The sequence below is a fragment of the Deltaproteobacteria bacterium genome (assembly GCA_016709225.1).
Classification (GTDB): Bacteria; Myxococcota_A; Polyangia; order Nannocystales; family Nannocystaceae; genus Xiheibacterium; species Xiheibacterium phototrophicum.
On record JADJEE010000001.1, the window covers coordinates 787,534 to 805,470 of the forward strand.

Sequence of the window (17,937 nt, forward strand, 5' to 3'; positions counted from 1 at the left end):
CGACGGTCGGCCACGAGGTCGCGTCGTGGGGGACGAACGGGCGCCAAGACGGCGTCCGTGCGGGAGCTCCAGCGATGTTCGACCACCGGACCCAACACCTCCTCGCGCGCCTGCGCCCCCTGGGGCCGCTGCTCGCGGCGCTGCTCGCCTGCGACGTCGGCCCCGGCGACGACGCGGCCGCCGAGGGTGAAGCAGCCGGCTCCAACGCCGACGCCGCGGACTCCGGCGCGTCGCAACCGACCGACTGCGACGCGAACGTCGGCGATGGCGTCACCCAGTGCACGCTCGAGACCTGCGCTGCGGGCAGCTACTGCGAGGTCGACGGGATCTGCTCGTCCGGGTGTCGCAGCTCGCTGAACTGCGGCAGCGGCGAGTCGTGCGATCTGCGTGCGCCGGCGCCGAACGCCGACGACACCTTCGAGATCGGTGTGTGCCGTGTGCCGGGGCCGTGGTGTGGCGTCGCCACCGGCGCGAGCGACGACGACGGGTCCGACAGCGCGGCCCCCAGCTGCGAGCCCGTGCAGGGCAACTATGCGATGTTCCTCGACACCGACTCGCCGTCGGCCTGCGACGACGCGTTCTCGGGCCTGACGATGTGTTCGGTCGCGCAGGACGGCTGCGCGCTGACGTGGGGCTGCGACACGAACTTCGGCCTGAACTTTCCGCCGGGGCTTCTCGACGGCAACGTGTATCAGGGCAGCGGCATGATCATGGGGGTGCCGTTCGCGTGCACGGTCGAGTTCGCGTGGACGCAGAGCAGCGCGCTCACGTTCTCGTGCTCGGCCAACTTCGGGCAGGCGGTGGTGTGCAACGGCTGGGGTGTATGAGGGCGGCCGATGCCTCGCGTCAGCCGTCGAACAGCCCCAGCTGCCGCGACGGCGGCGGCTCGCGCGGCACGGCGCGGCGTTGCTGGGCCGGCAGCAGCGCGCGCGCGAGCGCGGCCTCGCGGCGAAAGAAGCCCTCGGTGTGGAAGGTGTCGCGCAGGCGCAGCAGCTCGAAGTCGAAGTGGTGACACAGCTCGTGCAGCAGCGTGCGCACGAAGCTGCGGTAGGCGACCGGTCGATGGTGCGCCGCGGTTCGCATCCACACGCGGATGACGGCGCTGCCGTCCTCGTCGCGCTCGTACAGGCCGTGGAGCTCGCCGCTGCGATCGCTGGGGCGATGCGCGAGCACGCGGACCACCACCGGCGTGGCGCCCAGCTGCGTGCACAGTCCGGCCGCGAGCGCGCGCGCGCCGGCGCCGGTGCGCCGTCGATCGTCGGCCGCGAGCCCGTGCTCGATGGTCGCGAGCGCGGCCTGCAGTGCACCGGCGTCGGGCACCGCGAGCGTGACCACCGCGTCGCTCTTGCGGTAGGTCGCGCGGTCGCGGCTCGACAGCCGTTGGTAGTAGGCGAAGCGCGACGGCGGCCCGGGCACGGCGCCCCGAGGATAGCGCGACCTCGCGGGGGCGCACGCCGGCGTCACAGCAGCGGCGAGACCACCCGCGCGGCGCCCTCGCCGACGCGCTGCCACCAACGTCGGGTCTCGCGCATCGCGAGGGTGACCTCGCGCGCGGCGGTGAGGTCCTCGATGAAGCGGATGCCGAGCGCGCGGGTGACCTCGGCGTCGTAGAACATGGCGATCACCTCGTAGTTGAGGTGGAAGCTGCGCACGTCCATGTTGGCGGAGCCGACCAGCGCGACGTCGTCGAACAAGGCGTACTTCGCGTGCAGCATGCCGCCGTGGTACTCGAACACGCGCGCGCCCGACTCGAGCAGCTCGTCGTAGTAGCTCGACGCTGCGAACGCGACCAGCCGTGAGTCGTTGGCCGCCGGCGTGGGTACCAACACCCGCACGTCGACCCCGCGCAGTGCCGCGGTGCGGATCGCCAGCAGCAGCGGATCGTCGGGCACGAAGTAGGGCGTCACGATCCACACGCGAGCGGTGGCGATCGCGATGCTGGCGACGACCTGGGTCGCGATGGCTTCGTCGTTGGGCGCGTCGGGGCCGCTCGGGATCACCTGCATGAGTGCGCCCTGTCGCGTGGGCGGTCGTGGCGGCAGCGCCTGGAACGGATCGCCGGCCCGCAGCCGACGCTCGCGCTCGCGCTCGCCCCCGGTCCGAGGCCCGCGACGCCGGGGTCGCCTGGCGTCGAGGTCCCGCAGCTCCTGCGGCAGCTGGCCGTGGGTGTCGAGCACCTGGCCCGTCGACGACAGCCAATCCTCGAGGAACACCGCGTCGAGCCCGAGCACCGCGTCGCCGCGCACCTCGACCATCAGGTCGCGCCAGCGTCGGTCGTCGAGCTGGCCGGCGTACTCGTCGCCGACGTTGACCCCGCCGATGAAGCCACAGCGACCGTCGACCACCACGATCTTGCGGTGGTTGCGGAAGTTGAGCCGCGAACGCCACGGTCGCCAGCCCAAGCGCAGCTTGCCGAAGCGCGCCACCTCACCGCCGGCCTCGAGCAGCGGGCCGAAGTGCCGCGCGCCGACACCGACGCTGCCCATGTCGTCGACCAACACGCGCACGCGCACCCCCGCGCGGGCACGTGCGGCCAGGCGCATCACGAGGTCGCGACCGGTGTCGTCGTCGTGCCAGATGTAGAACAGCAGGTGGATGAACGACTCCGCGCCGTCGATCGCCGCGCGCATGGCCGCGAAGATGCCCTCGGGATCGGACAGCACGCGCACGTCGACCGCGCGACGCACGGGCGCCGCCGCGGTCGCGATCGCCAATCGCACCAGGCCCCGCGGCAGCGGCGGCAGCTCGTCGGGCTGCGCGGCGACGGTGGCGACGCCCCGCAGCGCCTCGATGGGCCGCACGATGCGGCGCTGGCGGACCTTGCGACGGCGCCGCACGCTGCGGCTCAGCAGCATGTACGCCAGCAGCCCCAGCACGGGCACGAACACCAGCGCGAGCACCAGCGCCAAGGTGGTGGTCGGACGGCGGCGCTCGAGCACCACCACCGTCGAGATGGCGATCGCGTAGGCCACGAACGCGACCTCGAGCGCGACCGCGGTGTGATCCGCCCACCACGACGCGGCCATCAGCACGGCCAACGGCGTGGCCACTGGCATGGCGAGGGGCACGCGCCGGCATGATAGACCAAGCCGCCGCCGGCGCCCGGCGTCGGGCTCACGACGCCGGGGCGTCGCAGATCGGGCTGTCGAGGCTGGCGGCGATGCAGGCCGGCTCGGCGCCGTCGCCGAGCCACGCGGTGCGGCACGCCAGGGCCGCGGGCTCGTCGTGCAGTGCGTCGTGGCAGCGGGCCTCGCAGTCGTCGAGGGTGGTCCATGTCGCGCCGTCGCCACACGCGGCGTCGAACGCCTGGCAGTACGCGGCGCACGTCCGCGCCGGCAACGGGCGTGCGATGGCGGCCGGGGTCACCGTCCGATCACGATCGGGGCGCGGCGCCACCGCGCGTGCCCACGCGTCCGGCGGGTCGACGCCGTCGAACGCCGCCGCGCCCGTCGTCGCGTCGTCGTCGTCGAGGGCCAGCTGCTCGGGCTCGACGGGCGCGCACGCGAGCAGCGCGAGCCCGCTCCACCAGGTCGCGATACGCCCGGCGAAGGCCAGCGGTCGTGGACCCGTGCGCGTCACGGCGTCCCCATCGACCGAAACCGTCCGGCATTGAGCCGCGGGTTGCTTCCGGGCTACGCTTGCGCCCGCAAGATGCCGTCGTTGTTGCAGGTGCTGCACGATGCGACCGGGCACGGTGCGATGGAGATCGTGCTCGAGCCCGACCGACACCCGACGCTGCGCACGTCGCTGGGCGTGGAGACGATGGACACCGTGCTGGCGGAGAGCGAGCTCTTCGATGCGCTCGCCGGTGTGCTCGGCCCCGACCAGCAGGCCGAGCTCGCGGTCGGCAACGTGGTCGAGTTCCAGGTCCACGACGGCGTCGCGCGCTGGCAGCTCGTGGCGGAGGCCGGTCGCGACGGCGTGGTCGTGCGCGGCCGCACCGGCGAGGCCGCGGTGGCGGAGGTCGGCGTGCCGCTCGAGCTACCGCCGCTGCGTCGCACCGAAGGCGCGCCGATCGCCGGCGGTGCAGTGCCCGGGCCCCGCAAGACCCGCGACACCGCGTGGGACCTGCCCGCGGTCACCACGACGCCACCACCCACGCCCGGCCCGGCGCAGATTCCCAGCTGGCTGGTCGCGGGCGGTGGCGACGACGGCGGTGCGGCGCTCACGATCGAGCCCGACCCGATCGACTTCGCGATCCGCCGGCGACCGCCGACCGGCGAGCCACCGGCCTCGCTCGAGGACGCGACCGAGAGCTCGGCGCCGATCCAGGGCCGCAGCGATCCGTTCGCAGGGGTCGCCGCCGAGCTGCCCGACGGCGCGCTGTGCCTGGTGCGGGGACACGGCCACGGCGAACGCATTGCGCGACACCTCGGGCCCTACGCGTTGATCCTCGATCGCAGCGAGGCCAGCGGCGTGCGCTCCGACCTGCCCAACCCGACCTTCGTGCTGCGCCTCGAAGACCCCAGCGAGCTGCTGGGTTGGATGCTGCGCCGCGTCGAGGAGGGCGCGCGGGTGATCGTCGAAGTGCAGGCGCGCAGCGTCGCGGGCGCGCGCAGGGTGTTGCTCGGCATCAACGCAGCCGCCAGCGCGCAGGCGTGGCTGACCGCGGTGCCGACGTTCTGGGTGACCGACGAACAGGGCCGCTGGCAGCTGACGCGCGAGTAGTCGAGCGTCACGCGACGCGGACGAGCTGGCGGGTGTCATGGCGCGCCACGCAATTGCGCCCCAGCGTCTTGGCGCGGTAGAGCGCCGCGTCGGCGGCCTCGATCATCTGCGACGGCGTCGGCGGCGACTCGAATTGGTCGGTGGCAGACACCCCCACCGAGACCGTACGCGCGCCGGCCGGGGTCGCGCCGGTGCTCTGCAGCGCGAAGGCATGGCGCACGCGCTCGCCGATCTCGACGGCGGCGTCGATACCCGCGCCGTCGGCGACGATCGCGAACTCCTCGCCGCCGTAGCGGTAGCAAGCGTCGCCGGTGCGCACGACGTCGATCATCAGGCGGCCGAAGAACGCCAGCAGCGCGTCGCCGGCGGTGTGGCCGAGCGAGTCGTTCACGCGCTTGAAGTGATCGATGTCGAGCATCAGCAGGGCGACCCGCCCGCCACTGTCGCGCGCGTGGGCGAGCTGCTGCGGGAAGTTCTCGTCGAAGCTGCGGCGATTGGCGACGCCGGTGAGGTCGTCGACCGCGGCCAGCCGCGCGAGCGCCCGGCTACGCGCCTCGAGGTCGCGCGTGAGCGAGCGAATGCGGAGCATCGCGGTGAGCCGCACGCGCAGCTCGAGCACGTCGACGGGCTTGGACAGGAAGTCGTCGGCACCGGCCGCCACGCCCTGCTCGCGCGAGCGACGATCGGCCAGCGCCGTGAGGAAGACGATGGGCACGTACGAGCGCGAGCGCGCCCGCAGCAGGCGCGTCAGTCGGAAGCCGTCGACGCCGGGCATGACCGCGTCCATCAGCACGAGATCGATTTCCTGCTCGCTGAAGGCCCGCAACGCCGCCGTCCAGCCGTTGCACACCGTGGTCCGATGGCCCAGCTCGCGCACGGTCGCGGCCACGGTGTGGGCCGAGACAGGATCGTCGTCGACCACCAGCACGTGCGCGGAGGCGAGCGACGGTTCGAGCGCGGGGGGCAGGGTCACGGCGGCGAGAGGGCCGATTGCACGGCGGCGTCGAGATCTCGATAGCTGCGCAGCGACGGCGCGAGGTCGTCCTCGAGCGTGTCGGCCACCTCGACCAAATCGGCATGACCGAGCGCCGGCTGTAGCCCTTCGAGGATGCCGAGGATGTGCTCGTGGTAGTCGCGTACCGCCAGCGACTGGTCGGGCGAGCGTTCGCCGACGGAGTCCTGGATCAGGAGGAGAAAGCGCAGGAAGTGCTCGAGGTCATCGGTGGAGTCGCCGAGCGCTGCGAGCGCGGCTTGATCGCGTCCGTCCCGGAGCGCGGTCGCGATCTCGGCCATGCGACCCGCGAGCAGGTCGGCGTAAGGGAGCGCGCCGGCGGCGGCACGTTGGGCGAACAGGGACTCTTCGGTGGTGGACATTGGGGGTTCCTTTAGCAGGCCATCGGCAGGTCCGGCGCGGCGGACATCGTCGGCGCCACGCTCGGCGACATGCGCACGGCGGGGCCCTGCGGGCACGCCGGCAGGCTCAGCTCCACCGCCAGCTCGTCGCCGCACTGACCCAGGCGCAGGGTCCCACCCAGGCCTTCGACCAGGCGGCGGCAGTGCGCCACGGTGCGATCGCAGTGGCTGTCGGGTGCGTCCTTCGCGAGCGCGCGGACCATGCCGAGCGGCGGCACGTCGTGACCCGCGATGAACACCCGCACGTGGCGGTCGCGCTCGACCACCACCACATGGATGTCGTCGTGCTCACCGCCCTCGTCGCAGGAGCGCAGGCGTGCCGCGAGCACGCCCGCCATCGCGAACGCGAGCGCGGTGCCGTCGCCCGCGACCGTCGGTTGGCCGGCAGCGAGCTGCAGCACGACGTTGAGGTTGCGCGGGTTCACGTGGGCGGTCACCCGTGCGACCGCGGTCGCGACCAGGAGGTTCACGTCGGTCAGACCCTGCTCGTGCTGGCGGCCGAAGTGGCTGTCGTTGGCGGCCTCCCCACCGACGGCGAAGGGGAGCGGCTGCAGGGACAGGGTGGGGATGGAGGTGCGAAACGGCATCGGCTTGGCTTTCGGGCGGGGGACGTGGGCTCTGCTCGGGGCGCTTCAGGCGACGTCCGAGAGCATGCGGGCGGCGTTGTCGTTGCGATCGGAGGGGCGGGGCAGGCGGGCACGGGCGCGATCGAGCTCGACGCGCATCGTGTCGCAGGCCGCAAGCAGTCGTTCGTCGAGGCTGACCAGCATGCGGGCCAGGCTGCGAGTGGCGGGGGTGGCGGTGCCCTCGGGCAGCTCGGCGAGCCGCTCACCGCGGGCGAGGGCGAAGGTCGCGAGCGCCATCGCGGTGACCTCGTGGCGATCACAGGCGTCACACATCGCGGCGGTCATGTCGACCAGCTCGCGCAGGAGCTCCTCGGTCGCAGTGCTCACGTGCCACCGCCTTCGACCGAGCCGACCGCGGTGGCCCAGCTCTCGCGCAGCTCGCCCAGCAGCTTGACGACCGGCACGATGGGCGCGCCGTCCATGCGGATGTTGGCGAGGCTGAGCTGCTCCTGGAAGAACAGGTACAGCTTGTCGAGGTGCTCACACAGCTCGGGTGCGACCTTGTGGTCGAGGGTCCCGCGTAGCTCGCCGAGGATCGCCGACGCCTTGGAGATGGCGATCCCCTTCGCCGCGACGTCACCGGCGAGGATGTGCTGCTGGGCGGTCCGACAGAAGCGAATGCAACCGTCGTAGAGCGCCAGCAGGATCTGCCCCGGCGACGAGGACTCGATCTGCGTGGTCTTGTACTTCCGCGCGACCGCGAGGGACATGCCCTCGAACTACTTCAGGAACTGTGCCAGATACGACTGCTGGCCCTGCAACGTGCTCATGGTCTGCTCGAGTGCCGAGTACTGCTGCGTGAGCGAAGACTCGAAGCGGTCGAGGTACGCCTGCATGTTCTCGATTTGCTTGTCGTTCGCGGCAATCGTGTCGGTCAGACCCTTCTTGCGCGTGGTCAGCAAGCCGTCGGTCTTCGAGGTGTAGCCCTCCACCAAGTCGCCGAGCAGCTTGCTCATGCCCGAGTTGGTACCGTCACCGGCGAAGTATGTAGCGGCCCGTCCGAAGTCGGCCGCCAGTGCACTGTCGAGATCGGTGCCGTCGAGCGTCAGGGTTCCGTCGCGCTGCGTCTGGATTCCGAGGTCGGCCAGCTGCAGCGTGCTCCCACCCACGCCCACGAGGCCCGGGATGGGACTCGAGATCAACGCCGAAAGGCCCTGCTCGATGGTGCGCACCGTCGAGTCGCCGTTGAGCGTCGAGGTGTCCTTGCCGACGCCCGACTGGTTCTGGATGATGCGCGCGACCGAGTTGTAGGCGTCGACGAAGGACTGCAGCTTGGTCTTGACGCCGGCGGGATCGGCCTTGACCTCGAGGTTCACCGGACCTGTGCTCTCGCTGCGCAGCTCGAGCGTGGTGCCGGGCAACACGTCGGTGAGCACGTTGCTCGCGCTGGTCACGGGGAAGCCGTCGACGGTGAGGGCGGCGTCGGTGGCCGCCTGCACCGTGTTGCCCGCGCCGCTCAGGTTGAGGCCGAGGCCGGTGTCGGTGAAGGTGATGCCGTTGTCCTCGCCGGTACTGCGGCCGACGACCTGCAGGCGATAGCGGGTGCCGTCGAACAGGATGCCGGCGCTGGCGTCCGCGCCCGAGGCGTTGATGGCCGCGGCAACGTCGCGCAGGCTCGCGCCAGCGTCGATCGAGATCGCGGTCTGGGTGCCATTGATGTCGAGGGTGAGGGTCTGCGCGCTACCGGACAGCGCCGCGGTGGCGTCGGTGACGGGGTCGGAGTACGTGCGTTGGGCGTGCGCGAGGCTGCTGACCTCGATGGCGTAGTTGCCCGGTACGCTGGTGCCGCTGGTGGTCACCTTGACGACGCCGTCGTCGGAGCTGGTGCCGGCGTACGAGAGGAAGTCACCGGCGCTGCCGAGCTTCTCGGCGGCGGTCTTGAGCGCCGACAGGGCCGACGACAGCTGGTCGACGATGCGGCCTTGGGCGCTGTAGTCGTCGTTCTTGGCCTGCAGGCGCAGCATCGGCACCCGCTCGACACCGACCAAGGCGCTGATGATGGACTTGGTGTCGAGGCCGGAGGCCAGACCTGAAAAGCTGATGGCGGCCATGGGGTGTCGCTGACTCCGCGGGTCGTGGCATCGCCCGCGCCGCGCGAAACCTTGAGCGGCCCACGTCGGTGCGACGCCGCCCACGTTGCCGCGCAAAACGAAGACGCCCCCGCCGTGGGCGCCATGCGGGCGCCCGCTGCGGGGGCTGCGTGTGGTTCTGGCCTGGGCCGGCCCGTCGATGGGCCGACCCGCCGGCCGCGGTGCGTCAGAGCAGCTGCAGGGCCGACGACGGTCCCTGGTTGGCCTGCGCCAGCATCGCGGTGCCCGCCTGCATCAAGATCTGGTTCTTGGTGAGGTTGGCGGTCTCCTCTGCGACGTCGACGTCGATGATGCGCGAGTTCGCAGCGGAGAGGTTGGTCGAGTACGTGTCGAGGTTCGACATCGTGGTCGACAGTCGGTTCTGCATGGCACCGAGGCCTGCACGCCTCGTCGAGATGCTCTGGATCGCGGTGTCGAGCGCGGTGATGGCCGAGTCGGCACCGGAGGTCGAGCTGATGGTCGAGGCGCTGATCCCGAGTGCACTCGCACTCGAGGTGGCGATCGAGATGGTCAGCCGATCGTCGGAGGTCGTGTCCTTGCCGACCTGGAACGCGAGGCCAGTGGCTTGGCTGCCGTCGAGCAGATCCACGCCGTTGAACTCGGTGGTGTTGACGATGCGGTCGACCTCGGAGCGAAGCTGCCCGAACTCGTCGTTCAGGTAGCCGCGCTGCTGGGTGTTGACCGTGCCGTTGCGGGCCTGGACCGACAGCTCACGCATGCGCGTGAGCAGCCCGCCGATCTCCTTGAGAGAACCATCCGCAGTCTGGATCATGCTGACGCCGTCGTTTGCGTTGCGGCGGGCCTGATTCAGGCTCGAGATGCTGGCCTTGAAGTCCTCGGAGATCGCGAGCCCTGCGGCGTCGTCGGCTGCGGATTGCACCCGCAGGCCGGACGACAGACGCGAGATGCTCTTCTGCAGGTCAGCCGAGGTCTTGCTCAGGTTGCCCTGAGCGGTGAGGGACGACACGTTCGTGCGAACGGACAGTGACATGGTCTTGCTTCCTTCGTGGAGTTCCCCGCGCTGCGGGGACGGGCATGCGTGCCCGGGTCCGGGGTATGGGTGAACCGGACGCGCGCCCCCTGGAACGCGCGCGCGGCTTGGGCACCAAGGTCAAGTCAGGCGGATCCTTCCCGCGCGGTTGAGGGCGGCCGGAGCCGACCTGCCCCGCGTGGGCAAGCTCGAGTCGTGCGCGACGAGACGCGCGGGAACGGGAAGTCATGGGTGGGGTCCTGCTTTCGAGGGAGGTCGTGGGGTTGGAGATCGTGGTGGGGGAGCTCGAGGGGAAGCAGCGTGTGCGGTCGATGCCACCGCGCCCATGCGCGGGCGCGGTGACATCGAGCCGGCCGTCGGCGCTAGCCGAGCAGCTGCAGGGCGGACTGCGGGCCCTGGTTGGCCTGCGCCAACATGGCGGTGCCGGCCTGCATCAAGATCTGGTTCTTCGTCAGCGAGGCGGTCTCGCTCGCGACGTCGACATCGACGATGCGCGAGTTGGCGGCGGCCAGGTTGGTCGAGTACGTGTCGAGGTTCGACATCGTGGTCGACAGTCGGTTCTGCATCGCGCCGAGGCCTGCACGCCTCGTCGAGATGCTCTGGATCGCGGTGTCGAGCGCGGTGATGGCCGAGTCGGCACCCGAGGTCGAGCTGATGGTCGATGCGCTGACCCCGAGCGCGCTCGCGCTCGAGGTCGCGATCGACATGGTCAGGCGATCGTCGGTCGAGGTGTCCTTGCCGACCTGGAAGTCGAGGCCACCGGCCTGGCTGCCGTCGAGCAGATCCACGCCGTTGAACTCGGTGGTGTTGACGATGCGGTCGATCTCGGAGCGCAGCTGCCCGAACTCGTCGTTGAGGTAGCCGCGTTGCTGGGTGTTGACGGTGCCGTTGCGGGCCTGGACCGACAGCTCACGCATGCGCGTGAGCAGGCCGCCGATTTCCTTGAGCGAGCCGTCCGCGGTCTGGATCATGCTGACGCCGTCGTTTGCGTTGCGGCGGGCCTGATCGAGCGAGCGGATGCTGGCCTTGAAGTCCTCCGAGATGGCGAGGCCGGCCGCGTCGTCGGCGGCGGACTCGACCCGGAGGCCTGAGGAGAGCCTCGAGATGCTCTTCTGCAGGTCGGCGGAGGTCTTGCCGAGATTGCTCTGGGCTGTGAGTGAGGAGACGTTGGTACGTACGGAGATGGACATTGCGATTTCCTTCGTGGAAGTCCCCGCGGGTGCGGGGCCGGGCATTCATGCCCGCGCTCGAGGTCGGATGGGTGGCAGCGATGCGTGCGCCTCGAGAACGCGCGCCCGCCGTTGCCGTGTGGTGGTTGTCGTTGGTGTTGCGGTTGGTTCGGACTGGTGGAGGAGGTGCGCTCGTCTCTCTCGATGCGGTCGCGCTCGGCGTGGTGTCGGCGTCGACCGATCGCGCGTGGATCGGGGCGTGGTGCGGGTGATGGAAGAGCTACTGGGGTGCGGTTCGAGGGACGAAAGTCGTGGGGTCATCGACCCCGACTCGCGACCCGCGGAGACGCGGCTCGGACCCCATTTCGAGCGACGCCTCCGCGGGTGCGAGTACTAGCCTCCGAGCAGCTGCAGGGCCGCCTGCGGCGCCTGGTTGGCCTGCGCGAGCATGGCGGTGCTGGCCTGCAGCAAGATGTTGTGCTTGGTGAGCTCGGCGGTCTCGCTCGCGACGTCGACGTCGACGATGCGCGAGTTGGCGGCCGAGAGGTTGGTCGAGTAGGTGTCGAGGTTCGACATCGTGACCTGCAGACGGTTCTGCATGGCGCCGATGGCCGCGCGGCGGGTCGAGATGCCCTCGATCGCCAGGTCGAGCGCGTTGATGGCGGAGTCGCTGCCACCGGTGCTGCTGATCACCGCGGTCGAGAGGCCCAGCGCGCTGGTCGAGCTGGTCGCGATCGACAGCGTGAGGCGATCGTCGGCGGTGGTGCCGGCGCCGACCTGGAACTCGATGCCGGTCGACTGCGAGCCGTCGATGAGCTGGATGCCGTTGAACTCGGTGGTCGAGACGATGCGATCGATCTCGCTCTTGAGCTGCTGGAACTCGTCGTCCAGGAAGCCGCGCTGGCTGGTGTTGTTGGTACCGTTGCGCGACTGCACGGCGAGCTCGCGCATGCGCTTGAGCAGGTTGCCGACCTCGCCGAACGCACCGTCGGCGGTCTGCGCCAGGCTCACGCCGTCGTTGGCGTTGCGCTTGGCCTGATCGAGGCTGCGGATGTTGGCCTTGAAGTCCTCCGAGATGGCCAGACCGGCGGCATCGTCGGCGGCCGACCGGACGCGGAGGCCCGAGGACAGCCGCGCGATGTTCTCGGCGAGTCCCGAGCTGGCGGCGGCGAGGTTGCGTTGGGCGATGAGAGAGGAGGGGTTGGTCTTGACGCTGAGCATTGGAGAGTTCCCTTCGTGGGATCCGCCCCCGGTTGCGGCGGGGGCGTGGGCATTCGTGCCCGGAGGTTGATGTTCGCGAGGCGTTCGCTTGGGGGTTGGGGTACGGGGTCGAAGAACGGGTGCCGGACGAGGGAGGGCCTCGAGCGCCGCCCGATCGTGGGCGTGCACGCGGACTCCGGGGTCGCGGCGTCAGCTGGCGATGCGCGGGTCGACGCGCGAGCGAGCGCTCGCGCTGTCATCGCGCGGTGGCCGACGTCGGGCTGTCGCGGGGCGCGTGCGGTGCGATGTGCACCGTCGGCGCCGGCGGCCGTGATCGTCGGCGGGAGCAGCGTTCGGCGTCAGGCCACGACGACGCGCGCGACCGGGCCTCCGCGTCGGCTGCGACAAGGCGCAGCGGTCGACGGATCCGCAGTCACGAGGGTAGGGTCTTCGGGCGAGCGAAGCGCGGACGCAGCCGCGCAGTGGGGGGCGTGGGGTCGCATGGGTGTCCTCCGTGGACGGTTGTGCGAGCGCCCGCGTACGTGCGGGGCTCGGTCGGGCGGTGACCCCGAGACATCCGGCGCTCGGATGTGTCGTGGGCGGTTGCCGACAGCCCCGTCATCGTCGGAGGCCCCGAACTCTTGAGGGGGCCCCGAAGTTTTTCTCGCGCGACGTCGCTATTCGAGCACCGGCGCCATCAGGACCCCGAGCAGGCACATCTCGTTGTCGGTGCCCCAGCCCGGCAGCACCGGGCCCTCGGCGCCGCGGGTGTCGTAGGTGCAGGTGACGCGCACGCGATCGCCCGGCACCAGGCGGATGGACTCCTCGAACATGTAGTAGATCTGCCACGCGAAGTCCCAGTGCTGCACGTCGCTGCCGCAGCTGACGGTGTCGTCGGCGTGGATGATCTCGAAGCGCTGCCGCACGCCGAAGCGATGCATGTGTGGCAGGACGCCGAGCACGTCGAGGCCCGGCAGCCCTCCGGCGATGTCGGCCACGTCGAGCTCCCAGCTGTAGTCGACCTCGGCCTCGCCGGCCGCCAGCGCGTCGGGGGTGGGGCCGAACAGGCTCTCGAGCAGGCCGTCGGGGAGATCGAAGAACGCCTCGCGTTCGGTGGTGTCGGTGGTCTCGAGGCGCACGCGCGTCACGAATGGCGCTGGCGTCTGACCGGTGCCCGCGAGGTTGTAGTGCACCTGCATCACCAACATGCTGCCGGCGTGCAGCGGATAGCCGATGCCGTCGGGCAATCGCGCGATGCCCTGGCCCGGGGCCCACGACACCGGCACGCCGCCTGGCGCAGTGCCGTCGCCGGTCGATCCGAAGCACGGCCAGCCCTCGCGATCGGGCGACGCGTCGTCGAGCGCTGCGATCGCGTCGGCGTTGGTGACCCCCGGCGCCACCTCCAGCGTCGGATCGACGTCGAACAACAACACGTGATGGGTGAGCGCCGCGTTGCCGACGACGACCTCGCTGGCGCGCATGTAGCTGTCGGTGGCGAGCGACGGCTCGACGAGGAAGCAGCGGTACTCGTCGGTCTCGGCGAGCGCTCCGCCCTGCGCGATGGGGGCGAACGCTGGCGTGGCGAGCTCGGTCGCCGACGCCAGCGAGGGCAGCGGCGGCAGCACGAGGTCGGTGCGTGGCTCGCCCTCGGGCGCGCCACCGTCGGCCCACGCAACGATGGTGTCGATCTGCTCCTGCGTCAGCGCCCGCGAGTCACGAAAGCTCCCGCAGGTGCCGTCGTCGGTCACCAACCACGGCGGCATGGTGCGCTCGCTGACCGCGAGCGCCGAGGCCGCGGCCCAGCTCGCAGCCTCGGCGTAGGTGTCGAGCACGAACGGCGCGACCCCGCCTGCGGTGTGGCACGTGCCGCAGCGCTCGAAGAAGATCGGCGCGACGTCCTGCCAGTAGCGCGGCACGTCGGTGTCGCCGCCACCGGTGCTCGAGTCGGCGGCAGCGTCGTCGTCGCCGCTGGCCGGATCATCGGCGCAGCCGGCCGCGACGGCGGCGGTGAACCAGGCGAGGGGGAGCAGCGGGCGTCGTCGGACGAGCACGGTCATCCCGAGCTGCAACACCGCGGGGCACCGCGTGCGTCACCGCTCCCGCGAAAGAAAAGCGCCGGAGGGCCGGCCATGGCCCCCCGGCGTGCGGGGTCGAAGGTGCCGCGATTAGCCCTGCAGGAGCTGGAGAGCGAGCTGAGGGATCTGATTCGCTTGTGCGAGGACGGAGACGCCGGATTGCATGAGGATGCGGTGCCGGGCCATCGCGGCGGTTTCCTCGGCGACGTCGACGTCGCGGATGCGCGAGTTGGCGGCGCTGAGGTTGTTGTACTGGGTCGAGATGTTGTTGATCGCGGCCTCGAGGCGGTTCTGCGCCGCGCCCAGGGTCGCGCGCTGGGCCGAGACGCCCTGGATCGCGGCGTCGAGGATCGACAGCGCACCCTGGGCGCCACCGGTGGTGGTCATCGCGACCAGCTCGATGCCGAGCGCCGACGGGGACACGGTCGCGATCTGCACGTTGATCTGCTGGGTCGGATCGCCGGTGAGATCGACCTGGAAGGTCATCGCGTTGGCGGTCGCAGCGAACTGACCCGTGAGGAGATCGAGGTCGTTGAAGTTGGCGGTGTTGCCGATGCGCTGGATTTCCGAGCGCAGCTGGTCGAACTCGTTCTGGATGAACCCACGCTGGCCGGTCGAGACCGTCTCGGTCGAGGCCTGCATGCCGAGCTCGCGCATGCGGATGAGGATCGCAGAGACCTCCTGCAGCGCGCCCTCGGCGGTCTGGATCAGCGAGATGCCGTCGTTGGCGTTGCGCTTGGCCTGGTCGAGCGAAACGATGTTGGCGCGGAAGCCCTCGCTGATGGCCAGGCCGGCGGCGTCGTCACCCGCACGGTTGATGCGCTGGCCGCTGGACAGCCGCATCATGTTCGAGTTGAGTCGCTCGTTGGTCTGGCTGAGGGAGGTGTTGGCCTCGAGGGCGGCAACGTTGGTGCGCAGTGAGATTCCCATGATGACCTCGGTTCGGGGCCTTGGCGGAGGCCCGGCAATGTTCGTTTGCGAAGGTGGCCAGTCGTGGCGCTCGTGCCCTGGTCAAAGCCGGCAGCATGCCGTCGTCGCGGGACTTGCCTGCTGCGGACCCGTCACGCCGTGGCGGCGAGTGGGGTCCCAGCAGCTTCGTGAACTCGTTCGCTCTGCTCGCTCGCTAGTCTTTGCGAGAGGCGTGCCAGCGTGATCGACAGCTCGCGCAGCGGCACGAGCATGGCGGCGTAGAAGCCGTGGCTGGTGATGCGACCACGCGTCCGGAGGTCGTCGATGGGCACCGCGAGCGCTTCGGCGACCAGCGGTGCGCTGCGCAGCAGGGTCCGCACGCGCAGGTTGTTGGCGACGATCGCATCGGCGGTGGCGGCATCGAGCGTCAGATCACCGTCGGGGTCGTCGCCCAGCGTGGCGGTGGTGGTCTGCGCGAGCGTCAACAGGCCCTCGCATGCGGCGAGCTCCTGCGCGACGAGCTCGGCGAGCTTGGCGGGGGACGACGGCGCGCGGCGCAGCAGCGCAGCGAAGCGCTCACCGACGCCGATGCCGGTGCCCGCGTCGATCGCCGCCGCGAGCGGCACGTGGTCCCAGCCGGGGATGTGCGCGCCACCCTCGGTTGCGTTGACGGGACGGATGCCCTCGGCGCGCAGGGTCTTGGCACTGGCGGCGTACCAGTCGCGGAACATGAGAAAGTCGCGGGTCGTCACGACCTCGGTGCCCGGATACCAGCCCGGCGCGGTGAGGGTGCGTGCGGTGTCGGGCATGCGTGCGCCGCCGCTGGATGCGTGCGACGCCGACTCGATCGCGCGCTTGCCCTCGAGGCCGCGCAGCGCGGCGGTGCCATCGCTGCCGATCTCGACCCGCATGTCGGCGAACGCCGTGCCGTCGGCATAGACGCGGTCGCCGGCGTACGCGAGGTCGGAGCCGACCAGCGCGATCGGACCGCAACCCAGCGCGTACGCGATCGCGACCGCCGCGTTGGCCACGCAGAAGCCGGCCGCGAGGTGGTGACGCGGGTCCACGCGCGCGGAGAAGTGCACGCACGCGTTGGTGTCGACCGAGATCGGGATCTTCTGCGCGAACGGCAGCTGCCACAGCGCAGGGTGGCCGGTGAGCTCGAGGAACGCCGGCACCTCGCGCAGGAACGGGAGCGCCGCCAGCTGCGTGCTGACGTCGAGCGACTCGATCGCGACGATGGCGTGGGGGCGGATGCCGGCCTTCGCAAGCGCGCCCGCGGCGGTGTTGACCGCGAGGATGAGTGCGTCGTCGCTGCGCTCGCGAAGTGCGGCGATGCTCTTGTCGAGGCTGGGCCCCGCCGCGACGACCACCGCCGGTACGCCGGCGAGGCCACCGGCCATCGCGGGCAGGCCCGGCCACCGCGCGAGCGCAGGCAGGTTCTCGAGGTAGTGGCGCAGCCAGCCGGGCCCGCGCATGCGGGCGGTGCGGTGCCGCAGCGCCGCGCGATCGATGGCGTGTGCGGCCGCATGTAGACCCGCCTCGTAGACCGCCGGTGCCACGCGGAGGCTCGGGGTCCACTTCGCCAGCACGCCGCGATCGTGGCTCGCGAGGCGGGCGTAGAGCACCTCACCCAGGCGTGACGGCGTGGTGATCACGTGCATGCGCGGCGGCACCGGCCCGTGCTGCAGGCCGACCACGAGCTGCTCGACATCGGGCTCGAACACGAACAGGGTCGCGCTGCAGCGCGCTGCGATCGCCCGCGCGACGTAGCCCGAGCCGTAGCCGAGCAGGATGACCGCCGTCGCGTCGGCGAGGTCGAGCTCGCGCACGAACCGACGGGCCTCGCCCTCGGGGTCGCGGCCGCTGTGGAGCTTGCGGTGGGCGACGGTCACCACCGGGCCCTGCGGCGTCTCACAGCTGCCGACGCGGGGGCTCGGCACGCAGGCGAGGGCGCGCGCGCACCCGTCGGGGTCGTCGGCGAGTACGGCGCGGAGGGTGGCTTGCAGCACGGCGATCGCCGTCACTGCAAGCAGCTTGCCGAGGATCCTGCGCCAGCTCGCTGACGCTGCGCTCACACGCGGACGGCGGCCCGAGACAGGCCGCCGTCACGTCCGCTAGCGGCGGAACAGCGGCACGCGCGTGTCGAAGCCGCACTCGTGCAGGACGATCTGTGCGCCGCGACGCGAGCGCAGGCCGATGCCGAGCGGCGCCAAGAAGTTGGCCGTCGGCTCGTCGGGCTGCGGCGGCACCGTGCAGATCGCCAGCACCGCGATTTCCTCGTCGGGCTCGAGCTCGCAGAATGCGATCGCGCGGCGGACCTGCTCGATGGGGTAATCGGGCATGAACATCAGCGGGTCGATCACCACGAACGCGAGCTCTTCCATGTCGGCGGCCTGCAGCCAGCGGAACAGCGAGCCGGGTCGATGATCGACCAGCACGAAGTTCTTCGCGTCCGGGAAGCCGGGGATGCCGAGCGGGAAGTGGATCAGCCGGTCGACGGGGGCGTCGAACTGCCCGAACCGCGTCGAACGGATGGTTCGGGTAGCCCCTCCAGCCGGTCGAGACTGATCTCGCTCGTCGCGCGGGCGTTCTCGTCCGCGATCTGTTGGTACAGCTCCTCCCGATACACTGGGAGACCCAGCGGCGCCGTGATCCCCAGCCGCACCTGGCGACCCCGGATCTCCCGCACCACGATCTCGATGCCGTTGCCGATCAGGATCTTTTGTCCGATCTTGCGAGTGAGCGTCAGCACCTTCGCCTCCTTGGCGTGTCGGGACGGACCGAGTCGAGACT

19 protein-coding genes are annotated in these 17,937 nt (G+C 70.9%); 2 read left to right on the plus strand and 17 right to left on the minus strand.

Annotated elements, in window-relative coordinates:
- Positions 1-74: 74 nt before the first annotated feature.
- The gene (locus IPH07_03300) at positions 75-827 is read left to right on the plus strand and encodes a hypothetical protein (GenBank protein MBK6916406.1); all 753 of its coding nucleotides are present in this window, start codon (positions 75-77) and stop codon (positions 825-827) included.
- Positions 828-846: 19 nt separating this feature from the next.
- Here the strand turns inward: IPH07_03300 and IPH07_03305 are convergent, their stop codons facing one another.
- From IPH07_03305 to IPH07_03315, 3 genes are read right to left on the minus strand one after another with little or no spacing between them, the layout of a single operon-like run.
- Positions 847-1,416: a hypothetical protein gene (locus IPH07_03305; GenBank protein ID MBK6916407.1), complete on the minus strand. Its 570-nt coding sequence runs from the start codon at positions 1,414-1,416 to the stop codon at positions 847-849.
- Between the two features lie 44 nt (positions 1,417-1,460).
- Positions 1,461-3,068, minus strand: a complete 1,608-nt coding sequence (locus IPH07_03310; protein MBK6916408.1) for a PLDc N-terminal domain-containing protein — start codon at positions 3,066-3,068, stop codon at positions 1,461-1,463.
- A gap of 46 nt (positions 3,069-3,114) precedes the next feature.
- On the minus strand, positions 3,115-3,579 hold the full coding sequence (locus IPH07_03315) for a hypothetical protein (protein MBK6916409.1): 465 nt from the start codon (positions 3,577-3,579) through the stop codon (positions 3,115-3,117).
- A gap of 72 nt (positions 3,580-3,651) precedes the next feature.
- Here IPH07_03315 and IPH07_03320 point away from each other — a divergent pair, with 72 nt between their 5' ends.
- A complete protein-coding gene (locus IPH07_03320) occupies positions 3,652-4,668 on the plus strand; it encodes a hypothetical protein (protein ID MBK6916410.1) in 1,017 nt (338 codons plus the stop codon).
- Positions 4,669-4,675: 7 nt separating this feature from the next.
- On the opposite strand, the gene IPH07_03325 is transcribed toward IPH07_03320, so the two are convergent.
- The 14 genes from IPH07_03325 to IPH07_03390 all read right to left on the minus strand — a co-directional run bounded on the left by IPH07_03325 (position 4,676) and on the right by IPH07_03390 (position 17,896).
- On the minus strand, positions 4,676-5,641 hold the full coding sequence (locus IPH07_03325) for a diguanylate cyclase (GenBank protein MBK6916411.1): 966 nt from the start codon (positions 5,639-5,641) through the stop codon (positions 4,676-4,678).
- The gene (locus IPH07_03330; GenBank protein ID MBK6916412.1) at positions 5,638-6,042 is read right to left on the minus strand and encodes a hypothetical protein; all 405 of its coding nucleotides are present in this window, start codon (positions 6,040-6,042) and stop codon (positions 5,638-5,640) included. The genes IPH07_03325 and IPH07_03330 overlap by 4 nt, the downstream gene beginning before the upstream one ends.
- 11 nt (positions 6,043-6,053) lie before the next feature.
- Positions 6,054-6,668, minus strand: coding sequence for a hypothetical protein (locus IPH07_03335; GenBank protein MBK6916413.1), 615 nt, complete (start codon positions 6,666-6,668; stop codon positions 6,054-6,056).
- A 45-nt stretch (positions 6,669-6,713) separates the two neighbouring features.
- The gene (locus IPH07_03340; protein MBK6916414.1) at positions 6,714-7,034 is read right to left on the minus strand and encodes a hypothetical protein; all 321 of its coding nucleotides are present in this window, start codon (positions 7,032-7,034) and stop codon (positions 6,714-6,716) included.
- The gene (gene fliS, locus IPH07_03345; protein ID MBK6916415.1) at positions 7,031-7,417 is read right to left on the minus strand and encodes a flagellar export chaperone FliS; all 387 of its coding nucleotides are present in this window, start codon (positions 7,415-7,417) and stop codon (positions 7,031-7,033) included. Before fliS ends, IPH07_03340 begins: the two co-directional genes overlap by 4 nt.
- Positions 7,418-7,426: 9 nt before the next feature.
- Complete coding sequence (gene fliD, locus IPH07_03350) at positions 7,427-8,758, minus strand: flagellar filament capping protein FliD (GenBank protein MBK6916416.1); 1,332 nt, start codon at positions 8,756-8,758, stop codon at positions 7,427-7,429.
- Positions 8,759-8,963: 205 nt separating this feature from the next.
- Complete coding sequence (locus IPH07_03355; protein ID MBK6916417.1) at positions 8,964-9,788, minus strand: flagellin FliC; 825 nt, start codon at positions 9,786-9,788, stop codon at positions 8,964-8,966.
- A 362-nt stretch (positions 9,789-10,150) separates the two neighbouring features.
- Complete coding sequence (locus IPH07_03360; protein ID MBK6916418.1) at positions 10,151-10,978, minus strand: flagellin FliC; 828 nt, start codon at positions 10,976-10,978, stop codon at positions 10,151-10,153.
- Between the two features lie 372 nt (positions 10,979-11,350).
- Positions 11,351-12,178 (minus strand): flagellin FliC, encoded by an 828-nt coding sequence (locus IPH07_03365; GenBank protein ID MBK6916419.1) that lies wholly within the window; start codon positions 12,176-12,178, stop codon positions 11,351-11,353.
- Between the two features lie 656 nt (positions 12,179-12,834).
- On the minus strand, positions 12,835-14,214 hold the full coding sequence (locus IPH07_03370) for a hypothetical protein (protein ID MBK6916420.1): 1,380 nt from the start codon (positions 14,212-14,214) through the stop codon (positions 12,835-12,837).
- Positions 14,215-14,322: 108 nt separating this feature from the next.
- Positions 14,323-15,162: a flagellin FliC gene (locus IPH07_03375; GenBank protein ID MBK6916421.1), complete on the minus strand. Its 840-nt coding sequence runs from the start codon at positions 15,160-15,162 to the stop codon at positions 14,323-14,325.
- Between the two features lie 131 nt (positions 15,163-15,293).
- A complete protein-coding gene (locus tag IPH07_03380) occupies positions 15,294-17,168 on the minus strand; it encodes a DUF115 domain-containing protein (protein ID MBK6916422.1) in 1,875 nt (624 codons plus the stop codon).
- A 90-nt stretch (positions 17,169-17,258) separates the two neighbouring features.
- Positions 17,259-17,582, minus strand: coding sequence for a flagellar assembly protein FliW (locus IPH07_03385; protein MBK6916423.1), 324 nt, complete (start codon positions 17,580-17,582; stop codon positions 17,259-17,261).
- 47 nt (positions 17,583-17,629) lie between these two features.
- On the minus strand, positions 17,630-17,896 hold the full coding sequence (locus tag IPH07_03390) for a carbon storage regulator (protein MBK6916424.1): 267 nt from the start codon (positions 17,894-17,896) through the stop codon (positions 17,630-17,632).
- Between the last annotated feature and the right edge of the window lie 41 nt (positions 17,897-17,937).

Excerpts from the sequence above, each read along its gene's own strand:
- IPH07_03300 (MBK6916406.1), top strand. The coding sequence starts at position 75 with ATGTTCGACCACCGGACCCAACACCTCCTCGCGCGCCTGCGCCCCCTG.
- IPH07_03320 (MBK6916410.1), top strand. The coding sequence starts at position 3,652 with ATGCCGTCGTTGTTGCAGGTGCTGCACGATGCGACCGGGCACGGTGCG.
- IPH07_03330 (MBK6916412.1), bottom strand. The coding sequence starts at position 6,042 with ATGTCCACCACCGAAGAGTCCCTGTTCGCCCAACGTGCCGCCGCCGGC.
- IPH07_03335 (MBK6916413.1), bottom strand. The coding sequence starts at position 6,668 with ATGCCGTTTCGCACCTCCATCCCCACCCTGTCCCTGCAGCCGCTCCCC.
- fliS (MBK6916415.1), bottom strand. The coding sequence starts at position 7,417 with ATGTCCCTCGCGGTCGCGCGGAAGTACAAGACCACGCAGATCGAGTCC.
- fliD (MBK6916416.1), bottom strand. The coding sequence starts at position 8,758 with ATGGCCGCCATCAGCTTTTCAGGTCTGGCCTCCGGCCTCGACACCAAG.
- IPH07_03355 (MBK6916417.1), bottom strand. The coding sequence starts at position 9,788 with ATGTCACTGTCCGTTCGCACGAACGTGTCGTCCCTCACCGCTCAGGGC.
- IPH07_03360 (MBK6916418.1), bottom strand. The coding sequence starts at position 10,978 with ATGTCCATCTCCGTACGTACCAACGTCTCCTCACTCACAGCCCAGAGC.
- IPH07_03365 (MBK6916419.1), bottom strand. The coding sequence starts at position 12,178 with ATGCTCAGCGTCAAGACCAACCCCTCCTCTCTCATCGCCCAACGCAAC.
- IPH07_03370 (MBK6916420.1), bottom strand. The coding sequence starts at position 14,214 with ATGACCGTGCTCGTCCGACGACGCCCGCTGCTCCCCCTCGCCTGGTTC.
- IPH07_03375 (MBK6916421.1), bottom strand. The coding sequence starts at position 15,162 with ATGGGAATCTCACTGCGCACCAACGTTGCCGCCCTCGAGGCCAACACC.